This is a genomic window from Cupriavidus sp. BIC8F (assembly GCF_032465815.1).
In the GTDB taxonomy this organism is placed as follows: domain Bacteria; phylum Pseudomonadota; class Gammaproteobacteria; order Burkholderiales; family Burkholderiaceae; genus Cupriavidus; species Cupriavidus necator.
In genome coordinates this window covers 1,414,605-1,431,769 of sequence record NZ_CP136095.1, presented here as the reverse complement: position 1 = coordinate 1,431,769, position 17,165 = coordinate 1,414,605, and the positions used below count along the sequence as shown (strand labels likewise).

The window sequence follows — 17,165 nt, the reverse complement described above, 5'->3', positions numbered from 1 at the left end:
CTGGTCCGCGCGCGGACCCGTGAAGTCACCGATCGGGGCCGGCTGCCGCCGGCGGTTGCTCGCTCGCGCCGGACGTGCGCCGCACACCGGGCTCGTGCAAGGATAGCGGCTCGTTCTGCGCGCCGCCAGCGGCCGCAAGCGCGCGGTGCGAGGCGGGCGGCCACGCCTTGCGGGCCTCGCGCATGCCGCGCAGGTTCATCGCGATCAGCGCCAGTTGCAGGACGACCAGCGCATAGGCGCCACCGTGCCAGCCCCAGGCAATCCACAGCACGTTGCTGGCAAGGAAAACCCAGAAGCCGGCCCGCCGGCGAGCGGTCCGGCGTGAGCCGACCAGCCAGGTGGCCACCACGGTCACCACCATCGCCGGCCATTGCGCTGCCTCCAGCCACCAGTCCATTGAGTCTCCCGTTGCGCGGCTTTCCCACCGTGCCGGGGACAACACGCGCTGCCCGAGAGGGGCAAGAAGCGTACCTGCGGGGCACCGCGCTCGCATCGGCCCCACTGCCCTGCGCGTTCTTTCCATCGGCACGGTGCGCACCGGTAGTATTTACAAGCCGTACGGCATCGCGCACATGACGTGCCGCGGCGCTTGCCCTTGAGGCGCCTTGGCCAGGCGCGCAATGGCGACCGGCCGGGCGCGCTGGCACGCACTTCGCATGGCTGGCTGTGCCATCCCGCCGGCGGGCCGCGAGGCGCCGGACCGGGATTTTTGTTGCTCCGTCGGAGCGAAACACCGGGAGGATTTTGTGCGGATCTGCCAGATCGACCTGATCGGAACGCCCGATGCCGATGAACACGCGCTCCAGCACGCGGCGGCACTGGGCTTCGACCACGTACTGATCGGCGGCTGGCCGCACCTGCCCGGCGAAGGCGCTTTCGCGGCTTGCGCCCGGCACGGGCTGGCCCCGCTGCTAGACATCTCACTGGACCGCTATGCGGTCAACCACGCCGACGGCGCTGGGCCAGCTCCCGACCCTGGCTGGATCGACAGTGCGACCCCAGCCTTCGCCCCACACGAGACCGACAGCCACATCCCCGGCGCGCGCCTGCGCTGGCATGACCAGCGCGCGGCCGATGCGCTGGTGCAGTGGTGGGCGGCCCGGCTGCGCCAGGCCTGGGTGGCAGGTGCAGCGGGCTTCTGCTGCCGTGCGCCGGCACGCGTGCCCGGCAGGCATTGGGCGGCGCTGACCGGCACGCTGCGCAGCGATGCCGTACCGGCACAGGCGCGCGGTGCACTGTGCTTCCTGGCGTGGACGCCGGGACTGACGCCGGCGCAACTGAATGACCTGGCGCCCGCCGGCTTCGACGCCGCCTTCTGCTCGCTGCCCTGGTGGGATTTTCGCAGTCCCTGGCTGACCGAGGAAATCGCGCGGCTGCGCCCCTTTGGCCGGGTGCTGGCCGCCCCCGCGCTGACGCCGGCAAGCCATGACGCGCTCAGCGCGCGGCGTGCGCTGTGGACCGCCGCGGCGATCGGCGACGGCATCCTGGTGCCGGCCGGCTTCGAGACCGGCGGCGCGCTGGCACGCGACCCGCTGGCGGCGGCTGGCGCCGCGCATCAGGGCGCGCCGTACGACATCACCCATGAGCTGCTGGAAACCAATACCTGGCTGGCTGCGCGCGATCCGGCACCGGCACTGGCCGTGCGCCTGCTGAGCGGACCCGATGCGCCGCTGACGGTGCTGGCACGGCTGCCTGTGCCGGACGGCGCCTGCGCCCCGCCCGACGCGGCCGGCAACCGTAGCGACCCTGCGGTACCCGATGGCGCACCAGCCCTGGCAGTGGTGCTCAATCCGGACCCCGCGGCGCCCGGCACGCTGGGCGCCGACCGCGTGCTGAGCGCGCTGCCGCACGCCAGCGCGCACCTGGAGTCGTCACTGGGTGGCCCGGGCGGGACGCTCGAGGCCAATCACCGGCTCGATGCGCTGGCCAGCATCACGCTGGCGCCCGCCGATATCCGCCTCTATGAAGTGCCACCGGTGCCCCTGACGCGGCCCGGCATGCCGGCCGCCGACGCGCGCGCGCCACACGGCCATGAAACGCTGGCCGCCACCGGCCTGGGCAGCGTGGCGGCGGCGATGGAGGCCCCGCGGATCGCCATCGAGCACGTCGAGCCCGCCTGCAACGAAGGCCGCTTCGCCGTGCGGCGCGTGGTGGGCGAGCGCGTGACTGTCAGTGCCGATATCTGGATGGATGGCCATGACAAGCTCGCCGCCGCGGTGTTGTGGCGTGCGCCGGGCGAGACTGGCTGGCACGAAGCGCCGATGCAGCCCGTGATCAACGACCGCTGGGAAGGCAGCTTCCCGCTGGTGGCGCTGGGCCGGCATGAATTCACGGTCGAGGCCTGGCGCGACACCTTCGCCAGCTGGCTCGACGAGATCGGCAAGAAGCGCGCGGCCGGCCTCAACGTGGCACTGGAGATCGAGGAAGGCGCGCGGCTGGTGGCCGGTACGCTGCTGCAGCCTGCCTGGAACGGGAAGCAGGGCAATGGCAGCAAGGACAACCGGAGAGTAGCCACGAACAGCGAGCTCTCAGCCATCGTCGACGAACTGACCACCGCTGCCGGCGATGACGCACGCCGGCAGGAGATCCTGCTGTCACCACGCACCGCGGCTGCGATGCAGGCGGTGATGGCAACCCCGGCGGGGCGCCCGTTTGCCTCGCGTCATCCGGTGGCCATGCCGGTCGAGGCCGATCGCCTGGCCGCGCGCTACGCCAGCTGGTACGAGCTGTTCCCGCGTTCGCAAAGCAACGACGAGACCCGCCACGGAACCTTCGACGATGTCATCGCCAGGCTGCCCAACATTCGCGCGATGGGCTTCGACGTGCTCTACTTCACGCCGATCCACCCGATCGGCCGCACCCACCGCAAGGGCCGCAACAACAGCCTGCGTGCCGAGCCGGGCGATCACGGCAGCCCCTACGCCATCGGCGGCGAGGAAGGCGGCCACGATGCGCTGCATCCCGAGCTCGGCACCTTTGAAGACTTCCGCCGCCTGCGCGACGCGGCGGCCAGACATGGCCTGGAGCTGGCACTGGACTTCGCCATCCAGTGCTCGCCCGACCATCCGTGGCTGCGCGACCACCCGGAATGGTTCGCACACCGCCCCGACGGTTCGCTGCGCTATGCCGAGAACCCGCCCAAGAAGTACGAGGACATCGTCAACGTCGATTTCTACGCCGCGCCGCCCGCGGGCGCCGCGCTATGGCAGGCCCTGCGCGACGTGGTGATGTTCTGGGCCGACCAGGGCGTGCGCATCTTCCGCGTGGACAACCCGCACACCAAGCCGCTGCCGTTCTGGGAGTGGATGATCGCCGACGTGCGCGCGCGCCACCCCGACACCATCTTCCTGGCCGAGGCCTTCACCCGGCCGAAGATGATGGCGCGGCTGGCCAAGCTGGGCTTCAGCCAGTCGTACACGTACTTCACCTGGCGCAATGCCAAGTGGGAGCTGACCGAATACCTGACCGAGCTGACGCAAAGCCCGCTGCGCGACTTCTTCCGCCCGCACTTCTTCGTCAACACACCTGACATCAACCCCTACTTCCTGCACCAGGGCGGACGCCCCGCGTTCCTGATCCGCGCGGCGCTGGCCACGCTGCTGTCGGGGCTGTGGGGCATGTACAGCGGCTTCGAGCTGTGCGAGAGCGCGCCCTTCGTGCTGGACCGCAAGGTGCGCGAGGAATACCTCGATTCCGAGAAATACCAGCTGCGCGTGCGCGACTGGCAGCAGCCAGGCAATATCGTTGCGGAGATCTCACGGCTCAACGAGATCCGCGCCGGGCACCCGGCGCTGCAGAACCACCTGGGGCTGCGCTTCTACCATGCCGGCAGCGACGCGGTGCTGTGGTTCGCGCGCTTCATGCCGGGCACCGACTACCTGTTCGGCGACGACGTGCTGCTGGCCGCGATCAACCTGGATCCGCGCACGGCACACGAGACCGATATCGAAATCCCGTTGTGGGAATGGGGGCTGCCCGACCAGGCCGGCCTGGCGGTGCACGACCTGATGCATGGCCGGCGCTTCGAGCTGCGCGGCAAGCACCAGCGCATCCGGCTGGATCCGGCGCAACTGCCCTTCTCGGTCTGGCATGTACGCCCGCTGGAGCGTCCCGCCCCCCGCCCACCCGCAGCGCCGGCCTCGACCGACCCGCACGGCGCCTGACAGGCATACGTGGAGACACGGATGAAACGCCTTACCGAAACCGGCAGTGCCGACCTGCTCAACGCCGATCCGCTCTGGTACAAGGACGCGGTCATCTACCAGCTCCACATCAAGTCCTTCTACGACGCCAACGGCGACGGCGTGGGCGATTTTGCCGGGCTGCTGGCCAAGCTCGACTACCTGGTCAACCTCGGCGTGGACACCGTCTGGCTGCTGCCGTTCTACCCGTCGCCGCGACGCGACGACGGCTACGACATCGCCGACTACCGCAACGTCCACCCCGACTATGGCACGCTGACCGAGGCCAGGCGCTTCGTGGCCGCGGCCCATGCACGCGGGCTGCGCGTGATCACCGAGCTGGTGATCAACCACACCTCGGACCAGCACCCCTGGTTCCAGCGCGCGCGCAAGGCCAAGCCCGGCTCTGCCGCGCGCCGGTACTACGTGTGGTCCGACCACGACCAGTCCTACGCGAGCACCCGCATCATCTTCTGCGATACCGAGAAGTCCAACTGGAGCTGGGACCCGGTGGCCGGCGCCTACTTCTGGCACCGCTTCTACTCGCACCAGCCGGACCTGAACTTCGACAACCCGCAGGTGCTCAATGAAGTGCTGTCGGTGATGCGCTTCTGGCTCGACATGGGCATCGATGGCCTGCGCCTGGACGCCGTGCCCTACCTGGTCGAGCGCGAGGGCACCAGCAACGAGAACCTGCCGGAGACGCACGCGGTCATCCGCCATATCCGCGCCCACCTGGACCAGCACTTCCGCGGCCGCATGCTGCTGGCCGAAGCCAATATGTGGCCCGAGGACGCGCAGCAGTACTTCGGCCTGACCGGGCCCGAGCCGGAGGGCGATGAATGCCACATGGCCTTCCACTTCCCGCTGATGCCGCGCATGTACATGGCCATCGCGCGTGAAGACCGCTTCCCGATCACCGACATCATGCGCCAGACGCCGGAGGTGCCGCCCAACTGCCAGTGGGCCATCTTCCTGCGCAATCATGACGAGCTGACGCTGGAGATGGTGACCAGCAGCGAGCGCGACTACCTGTGGGAGGTCTACGCCACCGACCGGCGCGCGCGCATCAACCTGGGCATCCGCCGCCGGCTGGCGCCGCTGATGGAGCGCGACCGGCGCCGCATCGAGCTGATGAACAGCCTGCTGTTCTCGATGCCGGGCACGCCGGTGATCTACTACGGCGACGAGATCGGCATGGGCGACAACATCCACCTGGGCGACCGCGACGGCGTGCGCACGCCGATGCAGTGGTCGCCCGACCGCAACGGCGGCTTCTCGCACGCCGACCCCGAGCGCCTGGTGCTGCCGCCGCTGCAAGGCCCGCTGTATGGCTACGAGGCCGTCAACGTCGAGGCGCAGGCGCGCGACCCGCATTCGCTGCTGAACTGGATGCGGCGCATGCTGGCGCTGCGGCGCAAGCATCGCGCCTTTGGCCGCGGCACGCTGCGCTTCCTGTTTCCCGGCAACCGCAAGATCCTGGCCTACCTGCGCGAATACGAGGGCGAGCACATCCTGTGCGTGGCCAACCTGTCGCGCGCGCCGCAGGCGGTTGAGTTGGACCTGTCTGCCTTCAACGGCCGCGTGCCGGTGGAGATGATGGGCGCCACGCCGTTCCCGGCCATCGGCACGCTGACCTACCTGCTGACGCTGCCGCCCTATGGCTTCTACTGGTTCGTGCTCAGCGACGAGGCGCAGCCGCCGTCGTGGCACGTGGAGGCGCCTGAGCAAATGCCAGACCAGATCACCCTGGTGATGCAGAACATTGGCCGGCCGGAGCTGACCGACGCCTCGCGCCGCATCATGGCCAGCGACGTGCTGCCGCACTATATCGGCCGGCGCCGCTGGTTCGGTGCCAAGCACGAGCACATTGAGCGCATCGAGCTGGCCTATGTGCTGCCATTTGCGCGCGGCAGCAGCGGCGAAGATGTCTACCTGGGCGAGGTCGAGGTGGCCCTGCCTGGCCGCACCGAACGCTACCAGCTGCCGCTGGGCATCCTGTGGGACCGGGAGAGCGCCGACAGCGTGTCGCAGCTGGCACATGGCCTGTCGATGGCGCGCGTGCGCCAGGGCAGCCGCGTGGGGCTGGCCACCGACGGTTTCGTGGTCGAGCCCTTTGCGCGCGAGGTGGTGCGCGCGCTGCGCAATGACGTGCAGATGCACGCCGGGAACGACATCATCCACTTCCGTGCCGAGCCCGGCCTGGCCGCGCTGGAACTTGAACTGGAGCGCGACCCGATCGAATACATGTCGGCCGAGCAGTCCAACAGCTCGCTGTCCTACAACAACACCGCCGTGCTCAAGGTGGTGCGCCGGGTCTCTGGCGGCATCCACCCCGAGGCCGAGATGACGCGCTACCTGACCGCGCAGGCCTATGCGCACGCGGCGCCGCTGCTGGGCGAGGTGGTGCGCACCGGGCCGGATGGCGTGCCGCATACGCTGATGCTGCTGCAGGGCTATGTCCTGAACCAGGGCAATGGCTGGGACTGGACCCTGGACTACCTGGGCCGCGCCATCGATGACGCGCTGCCCTCGCAGGAGAGCGAGGACGAGTTTGCCGAGGCCATGAACGGCTACGCCGCGCTGGCTGGCACGCTCGGCCGCCGGCTGGCCGAGCTCCATGCGGTGCTGGCACGGCCCACCGGCGACGACGCCTTCGCGCCGTTGCCGGCCAGCGAAGGCGATGCGCGCGCGTGGGCCGAGCAAGCCATGGGTGCGCTGCAGCGCGCGCTGACGCGGCTGGAGTCTACGCCCGCCACCGTGCCGGGACCGGTGCGCCAGGCCTTCGAGGCCGACGTGCAGACCCTGATGGCCGCGCGCGACGCGCTGCCCGCGCTGGTCGAACGGCTTGCCGCCGCCGCGCCGGGCAGCCTGCAGACGCGCATCCACGGCGACTTCCACCTGGGCCAGGTGCTGATTGCTCAGAACGACACCTACCTGGTCGACTTCGAGGGCGAGCCCGGCCTGCCGCTGGACTGGCGCCGGCGCAAGACCTCGCCGCTGCGCGATGTGGCGGGGCTGCTGCGCTCGCTGGACTACGCCGCGGCCACGGTCGGCACCGACCGGCAGGAGCGCACCCACAGCGAACTGCCGCCGCAGCTGGCCGAACGCCGCGCGGTGCTGCTGGAGCGCTTCCGTACCACCGCCAGCGAAGCCTTCCTGAACTGCTACCACCAGCACATGCAGGACTCGGGCACACCCTGGGTCGCGCCCGGCCAGCTGCAGCCGTTGCTGGACCTGTTCCTGCTGGAACGGGCGGCCTATGAGGTCGACTACGAAGCCGCCAACCGCGTGGCGTGGATCGACCTGCCGGTCAGCGGCCTGGCGCGGCTGCTGCGTAAGCTGGTGGCGCCGGGAGACCAGCCATGACCCCCGCCCATGGCACGCAGCCTGGCATGCTGCCTGGCCACGAGCTCGAGGCCTTGCTCGGTGCGCGCCACCATGACCCGTTTGCCGTGCTGGGCCCGCACCCTGACGGCGACGGCACGCTGGTGCGCGCCTGCCTGCCAGGGGCGGCGTCGGCGCAACTGACCGATGCGGGCGGCACACCACTGGCGGAGATGGCGCGGCTGCACGGCGGCGGCGTCTTCGCCGCGCGGCTGCCGAGCGAATACAAGGGCAGTTCGCCCGATTACCGGCTGCGCGTGCAATGGGCCGACGGCACCGGGCAGTGCAGCGCCGACCCTTACGCCTTTGGCCTGCTGCTGGGCGAGCTGGACCTGCACCTGATCGCCGAGGGCCGCCACTTCGAGCTGGGCGCCTGCCTGGGCGCGCAGTGGCAGCGCGTGGACGGCATCGACGGCGTGCGCTTTGCCGTGTGGGCGCCGAACGCGCAGCGGGTCTCGGTGATCGCTGACTTCAACGGCTGGCACCCGGCGCGGCACCCGATGCGGCTGCGCCACCCCAGCGGCATCTGGGAGCTGTTCATCCCCGCCGCGCTGGGCGCGCAGCCCGGCAGCCGCTACAAGTACGACCTGCTCGATCCGCACGGCACCGAGCTGCCGGACAAGGCCGACCCGCTCGCGCTGGCCACCGAGGCGCCCCCCGCCACCGCCTCGGTGGTGGCCGGACCGGACCAGGGCGCGCCCCCCTTCGCCTGGCATGACGACGACTGGATGGCGCGCCGCGGCGCCGCTGATCCCTATGCTGCGCCGATGTCCGTCTATGAAGTCCATGCCCTGTCGTGGCTGCAGGCGGCCAACGACCCGCATCGCGGCTGGGACATCCTGGCCGAGAGGCTGGTGCCGTACGTGCAGGAACTGGGCTTTACCCACATCGAGCTGCTGCCTATCACCGAGCACCCGTTTGGCGGCTCCTGGGGCTACCAGCCGCTGTCGCTGTATGCGCCCACCGCGCGGCTGGGACCGCCGCAGGCCTTCGCCGCGTTTATCGACCGCTGCCACCAGGCCGGCATCGGCGTGATCCTGGACTGGGTGCCCGCGCACTTCCCGACCGATCCGCACGGGCTGGCGCGCTTCGACGGCACCGCGCTCTATGAGCACGAGGACCCGCGCGAAGGCTTCCACCAGGACTGGAATACCCTGATCTACAACCTCGGCCGCAACGAGGTGCGCGGCTTCCTGCTGGCCGGCGCGCTGCACTGGCTGGAGCACTTCCATGCCGACGGCCTGCGCGTGGACGCGGTGGCGTCGATGCTTTACCGCGACTACAGCCGCGAGCCCGGCCAGTGGGTGCCGAACCGCTTCGGCGGCCGCGAAAACCTGGAAGCCGTCGACTTCCTGCGCGAACTGAACGCCGTGGTCCACGAACGCTGCCCCGGTGCGCTGACCATCGCCGAAGAGTCCACCGCGTGGCCCGGCGTTACCGCCAGCGTCGCCAGCGGCGGGCTTGGCTTCGACTTCAAGTGGAACATGGGCTGGATGCACGACACGCTGCACTATCTCGGGCACGAGCCCGTCCACCGCGCCTGGCACCACCAGGACATGACCTTCGGGCTGGTCTATGCGTGGTCCGAGGCCTTCGTGCTGCCGCTGTCGCATGACGAGGTGGTGCACGGCAAGGGCTCGATGATCGGCAAGGTGCCCGGCGACGAGTGGCAGCGCTTTGCCGGCCTGCGCGCCTACTACGGCTTCATGTGGGCGCACCCGGGCAAGAAGCTGCTGTTCATGGGCGGCGAGCTGGCGCAGTGGCAGGAATGGAACCACGATGCCGAGCTTGACTGGGCCTTGCTGGACCACCCCATGCACCGCGGCGTGCACACGCTGGTGCGCGACCTGAACCGCCTCTACCGCGAGCTGCCCGCGCTGCATGCGCTGGACCACCGCCCGGAAGGCTTCCACTGGGTGGTGGGCGACGACAACCACAACAGCGTGTTCGCGTGGCTGCGCCGCGCGGGCCCATACAGCCGCGAGGTGGTGCTGGTGGTGGTCAACATGACCCCGGTGCCGCGCCATGGCTACCGGCTTGGGGTGCCGTACGCCGGCGCCTGGCAGGAATGCCTGAATACCGATGCTGCCGTGTATGGCGGCAGCAATGTCGGCAATGGCGGCGCGGTAGCGGCAGTGGACGTGCCTTCGCACGGACAGCCGGCTTCGCTTGCGCTGACGCTGCCGCCGCTGGCCACGCTGGTGCTGCGCTTCGATCCGGGTGGCGGCATCCAGGGCGCATCGACATGAGCCGCCAGTTCGCGGACCGGCTGCTGCCGGGCAAGCCGTATCCCCTCGGGGCCCACTGGGACGGCCTGGGTGTCAATTTCGCGGTGTTCTCGGCCCATGCCTCGCGCATCGACCTGTGCCTGTTCTCCGACAACGCGCGCAAGGAGCTGGCGCGCCTGCGGCTGCCGGAATGCACCGACGAGATCTGGCACGGCTACCTGCCCAATGCGGCGCTCGGCACGCTGTACGGCTACCGCGCGCACGGTCCCTACGATCCCGCGCACGGCCACCGCTTCAACCCGCACAAGCTGCTGCTGGATCCGTATGCGCGCCAGTTGAGCGGCCCGGTGCGATGGTCCGATGCGTTGTTCGGCTACCGCCTGCAGAGTGCGCGCGGCGACCTGACACCGGACCGCCGCGACAGCGCCCCCACCATGCCCAAGGCGGTGGTGGTCGACGAAAGCTTCCACTGGGGCGACGACCGCCCGCCCGCGGTGCCGTGGCCGTCCACCGTCATCTATGAAGCCCACCTGCGTGGCCTGTCGATGCTGCGCGACGACCTGCTGCCCAACCTGCGCGGTTCCTTCGCCGCGCTGTGCGACCCACGCTTTATCGACCACCTGGTGCAGCTCGGCATCACCACCGTCGAGCTGCTGCCGGTCCACGCCATCCTGCAGGACCGCTTCCTGCTGGAGCGCGGACTGCGCAACTACTGGGGCTACAACACCATGGCGTACTTCGCACCGGAGCCCGCTTACCTGGGCACCGGGCAACTGCAGGAATTCAAGGTGGCGATGCGGCGCCTGCACGCCGCCGGCATCGAAGTGATCCTGGACGTGGTCTACAACCATACCTGCGAGGGCAACGCGCTCGGGCCGACGGTGTCGTGGCGCGGTCTGGACAACGCCAGCTACTACCGGCTGGTGCCGGGCGACGAGCGCCACTACATCAACGACACCGGCTGCGGCAATACGCTCAACCTGTCGCATCCGCGCGTGCTGCAGATGGTGATGGACTCGCTGCGCTACTGGGTGCAGTGCTACCACGTCGATGGCTTCCGCTTCGACCTGGGCACCACCCTCGGGCGCGAGGGCAATGGCTTCGATGCGGGCTCGGGCTTTTTCGATGCGCTGATGCAGGACCAGGTGCTGAGCCGCGTCAAGCTGATCTCCGAACCGTGGGACCTGGGCCCGGGCGGCTACCAGCTTGGCAACCAGCCGCCCGGCTTTGCCGAGTGGAATGACAAGTTCCGCGACGTGGCGCGCCGCTTCTGGCGCGGCGACGCCGGCCACCGCGGCGAACTGGCGGCGCGACTGGCGGCCTCTGCCGACCTCTTCGACCGCCGCCACCGGCGCCCGTGGGCCAGCATCAACTTCATCACCGCGCACGACGGCTTCACGCTGGCCGACCTGGTCAGCTACAGCAGCAAGCACAACGAGGCCAACGGCGAAGACAACCGCGACGGCACCGACGACAACGCCAGCGCCAACTGGAGCCCCGACGGCAGCATCGAAGGCCCCACCGACGACCCCGCCATCCTGGCCTGCCGCGCGCACGTGGCGCAGGCGCTGATGGCCACTCTGCTGCTGTCGCAGGGAACCCCCATGCTGACCGCCGGCGATGAATGGGGCCGCAGCCAGCACGGCAACAACAACGCCTACTGCCAGGACGACGAGATCTCGTGGCTGGACTGGAAGCAGGCCCAGACCCCCGCCGCGCAGCCGCTGCAGCACATGGTGCGCCGCCTGCTGGCCCTGCGCCGGCGGCTGCACTCGCTGGCCGGCGACCGCTTCGCGCACGGGCGCGAGGAGCCGGCGCGGGGCATTGCCGATATTGCCTGGTTCGATACCGACGGCAAGCCGCCCACGCCCGAGGAATGGGCCGATCCGGAGATCCGCACGCTCGCGCTGCGCCGCGCGGCCGCGCCGCCCCAACCGGAGCGTGCGCAGCTGGGCTCGATGGCGCAAGAGGATGAGAGCGATGCCGACACCGTGCAGGTAATCTTGCTGCTGCTCAACGCCGGCGATGCCGATGCCTCCTTCCTGCTGCCCGAGCCCGTGCTGGCCTGGACGCTGCTGTTCGACAGCAGCCGGCCCGACGCCACCGAGGCCGAACTCGCAGGCGAGGCGGTCGCCGACAGCCAGACGGTGGCGGGCCACTCGCTGGTGCTGCTGGCGGCCCAGGCGCGCAGCCGCCAGAGCGCGCCCCAGGAAAGCCCGCCCCTGGGCGCGCCGCAGGAGGTACAAGCGTGAGCCGGCGCGCCACCCGCCACGACGCGCCCACGCCGCTGCATGCGCTGGCGCTGCGCGCGGGCCTGCTGCCCCGGTGGACGGATGCCTGGAACCAGCCCCAGACTGTCTCCGACGCCGCGCTGCGGCGCGTGCTGGACGGCCTGGGCCTGCCTGGCGCCACCACTGGCCAGTGCGAAGCGTCGCGCGCGTGGCTTGCCTCCGATGACGCCGCGCATGCACTGCCGCCGCTGGTCACCGCCGAGCGCGGCAAGCCGGTGGCGTTGCCGTGGCCGCATACCCTGCCGCAGCGGTCCTACCGGCTGACGCTGGAAGACGGCGCCATCGTCACCGGCACCGCGGTGCGTGGCAACCATGACAGCGCGCGCAACAGCGACGGCACCATGCTGCTACCCGCCATCGACGTATGCGGCTACCACCGCCTGGAACTGGGCGATGCGCATACCGTGCTGGCGATCGCGCCGCCGCGCTGCTACGGCGTTGCCGATGCGCTGCGGCACGCCGGCCGCACGGGCGAACTGACCCGGCCCTGGGGCCTGGCAGTGCAGCTCTATGGCCTGCGCCGCGGTGCGCCCTGCGGCATGGGCGACCTGAGCGCGCTGGCACAGTGCTGCATCAGCGCGGCCGGCGCCAGCGCCGACGCGGTAGCCACCAACCCGCTGCACGCCGGCTTTGCCGCCCTGCCCGAGCGCTATAGCCCGTATGCGCCATCCAGCCGCCTGTTCCTGAATCCGCTCTATGCCGACCCCGCCGTGCAATTCGGGCAGGCCGCGGTAGACTGGGCCGTCGCCGCGCTCGGCGCGGGCGAGTCCCTGCAAGCGCTGGAAGCCCGCAGCGAGATCGACTGGATCAGGCTGACGCCGCTGCGCTACGCCATCCTGCGCTGGCTATGGGAGCGCAGCGAAGCGCTGCTGCCGCGCGCGGCGCTCGATGACTGCGCCGCCTTTCGCGTGCGCGGCGGCACCGCGTTGCACGCGCACGCCTGCTACGAGGCCATCCAGGCCCGGCGGCTGGCCTACAGCGCCAACGGCATGAACCACAACCCCGCGCCTGACTGGCGCTGCTGGCCGGTCACGCTGCGCTCGCCCGGCGATGCCGCCGTGGCGGCCTTTGCACAGGCCCATGCCGATGAGGTCGCCTACCACGCTTTCCTGCAATGGATCGCCGCCGACGGCATGGCGCGCGCGCAGCGCGCCGCGCGCGGCGCGGGCATGGCGGTCGGCATCGTCTCCGACCTGGCGGTGGGCGCCGACCCCGGCGGCAGCCAGGCCTGGACGCGGCAACAGGAAATCCTGGCGGGCTTCCACGCCGGCGCGCCGCCGGATCTGTACAACCCGCTCGGGCAGGACTGGGGCGTGGCGGTGTTCTCGCCGCGCGGGTTGCGCCGCCACGGCTATGCGGCCTTCCTGGAGATGCTGCGCGCCAACCTGGCCCATGCCGGCGGGCTGCGCATCGACCATGTGCTGGGGCTGGCACGCATGTGGCTGGTGCCGGCCGGTGCCCCGGCCAGCGAAGGCGCCTATCTGCGCTATCCGCTGCAGGACCTGCTGCGGCTGGTGGCGCTGGAATCATGGCGGCACCGCGCGATCATCATCGGCGAAAACCTGGGCACGGTGCCGCCGGAGCTGAATGCGGCGCTGTCGGCCCGTGGGGTGCTTGGCATCGATGTGCTGTGGTTCCAGCGCGAAGAGAGCGCGCCAGCCGATGCGGCGGCGGCAGATCAGCGGGTGCCCGCCCCTGGGCCCGACACCGTGCCGGCCTTCCTGCCTCCCGCAGCCTGGCCGCCCGATGCCGTCGCCACCACCTCGACGCATGACCTCCCCACAGTCACTGGCTGGTGGGCCGGCCGCGACCTGGCGTGGCGCGACCGGCTGCACCTGCTGGCGCCTGGCGAAACCCTCGAAGAAATGCAGGCCGGCCGTGCGCGCGAGCGCGGCGCGTTATGGCAGGCGCTGTGCGAAGCGGGGCTGTGCAGCGGCGCCGTGCCGGGCCCCGCCCATGCCCCGCTCGATGCCGTGCTGGCGTGGCTGGGCACGACGCGCACCGCCATGCGCCTGGTGCCGCTGGAAGATCTGCTGGGCGAAGCCGAGCAGCCCAACCTGCCCGGCACCACCAGCATCCATCCCAACTGGCAGCGCCGGCTCGATGCCGATGTACGTGCACTGTTCGATACCCCGGCGGTGCAGGCGCGGGCCGACGCCCTGCGCGGCGGCCGTCACGGCGCACGCCATCCGCCGCCACGCGCATAGCCACGGGCCCGCAAAAGTGCCGCTTGCAAGACCAGCGCCGCGATCTCCGTGCAGGGATTGCTCCATCCACTAAGCTTGACCCACGCACCTGCGCAGGAGCCTCGCCATGAAGGAATCTGTCCGGCCCGAGCATGCCGATGACACCCGCACCGCACTGTCCGGCGCCAGCCTGCGCCGGGCCTTCCTCGACCACGTCTTCCATACCCAGGGCAAGCTGCCTGGCCACGCCAGCCAGAACGACCTCTACCAGGCCGCGGCGCATACCGTGCGCGACCGCCTGGTGCAGCGCTGGATCAGCACCGCCGAAGCCTACCTGGGCCAGCCCTCGCGCACCGTCGCCTACCTGTCGGCCGAATTCCTGATGGGCCCGCACCTGGGCAACAACCTGATCAACCTGGGCATCTTCGACGAGGTGCGCGAGGCCATGTCCGCTGCCGGGCTGGATCTTGACCGCATCCTGGAGCAAGAGGTCGAGCCGGGGCTGGGAAATGGCGGCCTGGGCCGGCTGGCGGCCTGCTTCATGGATTCGCTGGCGACGCTGGAAATCCCCGCGCTAGGCTATGGCATCCGCTACGAATACGGCATCTTCCAGCAGACCATCATCGACGGCATGCAGGTGGAATCCACCGACACCTGGCTGCGCAACGGCAACCCGTGGGAGATCCAGCGCTCAGAGTGGGCCGTGCAGGTGCGCCTGGGCGGCCACACCGAGCACTACACCGACGACCGCGGCCACTACCGCGTACGCTGGGTGCCCGCCAAGACCGTGGTGGGTGTGCCATTCGACTCGCCGATCCTGGGCTACCGCGTCAATACCGTGAACACCCTGCGGCTGTGGCGCGCAGACGCCACCGAGGCCTTCGACTTCCATACCTTCAACCGCGGCGACTACCTGGGCGCGGTCAGCAAGAAGGTCACTTCCGAGAACCTGACCAAGGTCCTCTACCCCAACGACGAGACCAGCCAGGGCAAGGAGCTGCGGCTGGAGCAGCAGTACTTCTTCGTCGCCTGTTCGCTGCAAGACATGTTGCGGCTGCTCGCCGTCGACGGCATCCCGGTGACGCGCTTCCACGAGAAATTCGCGGTGCAGCTGAACGACACCCACCCGGCCGTGGGCATTGCCGAGTTGATGCGGCTGCTTGTCGACGACCATGACCTGCCCTGGAACGAGGCCTGGCACATCACGCAGCATGCCTTTGCCTACACCAACCACACGCTGCTGCCCGAAGCGCTGGAGCAGTGGCCGCTGCCGCTGTTTGCCCGGGTGCTGCCGCGCCATCTCGAGATCATCCTGGAGATCAACGCGCGCTTGCTGGACGAGGTGCGGATCCGTTTCTACGGCGACGAATCGCGCCTGGCGCGGCTGTCGCTGATCAATGAGCACGGCGAACGGCAGGTGCGCATGGCCAACCTGGCGTGCGTGGGCAGCCACGCCATCAACGGCGTAGCCGAACTGCACTCACGGCTGATGCGCGAGGACGTGCTCAAGGATTTCCACGAGATGTGGCCGGAGAAATTCACCAGCATCACCAACGGCGTGACGCCGCGGCGCTGGCTGGCGCTGTCCAATCCGCGCCTGACGCGGCTGGTGTCGGAGGCGATCGGCGACGGCTGGATCTCCGACCTGGCGCAGATCCGCGCGCTCGAGCCGTATGCCGAGGACGCGGGCTTTCGCGAACAATGGCACGCCGCGCGGCACCAGAACAAGGTGGCGCTGGCCGAGCTGGTCCGCGACACCACCGGCGTGGTGGTGGACCCTTCCTCCATGTTCGACGTGATGGTCAAGCGCATCCACGAATACAAGCGCCAGCACCTGGCGGTGCTGCATGTGATCGCGCTGTACCACCGCATCAAATCCGACCCCGGCACCAGGATCCAGCCGCGCACCTTCCTGTTTGGCGGCAAGGCGGCGCCGGGCTACGCCTATGCCAAGCTGATGATCCGCTTCATCACCTCGGTGGCCGACGTGGTCAACCGCGACCCGCAGGTGCGCGACCGGCTCAAGGTGGTGTTCCTGCCCAACTTCAACGTCACCTACGGGCAGCGCATCTACCCGGCGGCCGACCTGGCCGAGCAGATCTCGCTGGCGGGCAAGGAAGCGTCCGGCACCGGCAACATGAAGTTCGCGATGAATGGCGCGCTCAATATCGGCACCATGGACGGCGCCAATATCGAGCTGCGCGAAGCCGTGGGCAACGACAACTTCTTCCCGTTCGGCCTGACCGCGCCTGAGGTCTATGCGCTGCGTGCAAGCGGCTACGATCCTGCCGCTTACTACCACAGCCACCCGCAGCTGCGCGCGGTGATCGACCTGGTCCAGCAGGGCTTCTTCTCGCGCGGCGACCCGGCGCTGTTCCGTCCGCTGTTCGACCCTCAGCAGATGCACGACCCCTACCTGCTGATGGCCGACTTCGCCTCATACATCGAGTGCCAGGAGAAAGTCTCCCAGGCCTTTGCCGAGCCGGCGCGCTGGCAACGCATGTCGGTGCTGTCGTGCGCCCGCTCCGGGCGCTTTTCTTCGGACCGGGCGATCCGCGAGTATTGCGAGCGCATCTGGCACATCGAGCCGGTGCCGGTGCGGCTGCTGCACCGCGCCAGCGGTGCGCCCTGGCAGGGTGAATCTCCGGCGCACGCCCCGCGCGCCGCGTAAGCAATCTGGGGCACCGCGGGCGTGGGCTAGTGCACGTCCGCACCGCCCGGGTAGTTTCTACAATGGCCCATGTAACAAAGCCCGCGCTGGCGGTTGCCACCGCCAGCAGGCGGCCTAGCAAAGCGTTGTTCTGCGGGCATGGAGTTCGCATCGTGCCAAAACCGGTCATCCGGCCGGCTCTCCCTTGGCACTTCCCACAGCTGTCCGGAAGCCAGGAGCCG

Annotated in this window: 7 protein-coding genes; 6 read left to right on the top strand and 1 reads right to left on the bottom strand. The window is 69.8% G+C overall.

The window, feature by feature from the left end; translation table 11 throughout:
• Window positions 1–25: 25 nt before the first annotated feature.
• A complete protein-coding gene (locus tag RS901_RS26680; protein ID WP_316157147.1) occupies window positions 26–397 on the bottom strand; it encodes a hypothetical protein in 372 nt (123 codons plus the stop codon).
• Between the two features lie 349 nt (window positions 398–746).
• Between RS901_RS26680 and RS901_RS26675 the strand changes: the two genes are divergently transcribed.
• From RS901_RS26675 to RS901_RS26650, 6 genes are all read left to right on the top strand, one after another.
• On the top strand, window positions 747–4,163 hold the full coding sequence (locus tag RS901_RS26675; RefSeq protein ID WP_316157146.1) for a maltotransferase domain-containing protein: 3,417 nt from the start codon (window positions 747–749) through the stop codon (window positions 4,161–4,163).
• Window positions 4,164–4,184: 21 nt separating this feature from the next.
• Window positions 4,185–7,550 carry a maltose alpha-D-glucosyltransferase gene (gene treS, locus RS901_RS26670; protein ID WP_316157145.1) on the top strand — a complete coding sequence of 1,122 codons (3,366 nt, stop codon included), beginning with the start codon at window positions 4,185–4,187 and terminating at the stop codon, window positions 7,548–7,550.
• Entirely contained in the window at window positions 7,547–9,817 is a 2,271-nt protein-coding gene (gene glgB, locus RS901_RS26665) for a 1,4-alpha-glucan branching protein GlgB (RefSeq protein ID WP_316157144.1), read from the top strand. Before treS ends, glgB begins: the two co-directional genes overlap by 4 nt.
• Window positions 9,814–12,048 (top strand): glycogen debranching protein GlgX, encoded by a 2,235-nt coding sequence (gene glgX / locus RS901_RS26660; protein ID WP_316157143.1) that lies wholly within the window; start codon window positions 9,814–9,816, stop codon window positions 12,046–12,048. Before glgB ends, glgX begins: the two co-directional genes overlap by 4 nt.
• Complete coding sequence (malQ, locus tag RS901_RS26655) at window positions 12,045–14,294, top strand: 4-alpha-glucanotransferase (RefSeq protein WP_316157142.1); 2,250 nt, start codon at window positions 12,045–12,047, stop codon at window positions 14,292–14,294. Before glgX ends, malQ begins: the two co-directional genes overlap by 4 nt.
• Before the next feature lie 106 nt (window positions 14,295–14,400).
• Window positions 14,401–16,944, top strand: coding sequence for a glycogen/starch/alpha-glucan phosphorylase (locus RS901_RS26650; RefSeq protein ID WP_316157141.1), 2,544 nt, complete (start codon window positions 14,401–14,403; stop codon window positions 16,942–16,944).
• The last annotated feature ends 221 nt before the right edge of the window (window positions 16,945–17,165 follow it).

Coding starts and splice junctions, on each gene's coding strand:
- glgB (WP_316157144.1), top strand. CDS start 7,547: ATGACCCCCGCCCATGGCACGCAGCCTGGCATGCTGCCTGGCCACGAG.
- RS901_RS26680 (WP_316157147.1), bottom strand. CDS start 397: ATGGACTGGTGGCTGGAGGCAGCGCAATGGCCGGCGATGGTGGTGACC.
- glgX (WP_316157143.1), top strand. CDS start 9,814: ATGAGCCGCCAGTTCGCGGACCGGCTGCTGCCGGGCAAGCCGTATCCC.
- treS (WP_316157145.1), top strand. CDS start 4,185: ATGAAACGCCTTACCGAAACCGGCAGTGCCGACCTGCTCAACGCCGAT.
- RS901_RS26650 (WP_316157141.1), top strand. CDS start 14,401: ATGAAGGAATCTGTCCGGCCCGAGCATGCCGATGACACCCGCACCGCA.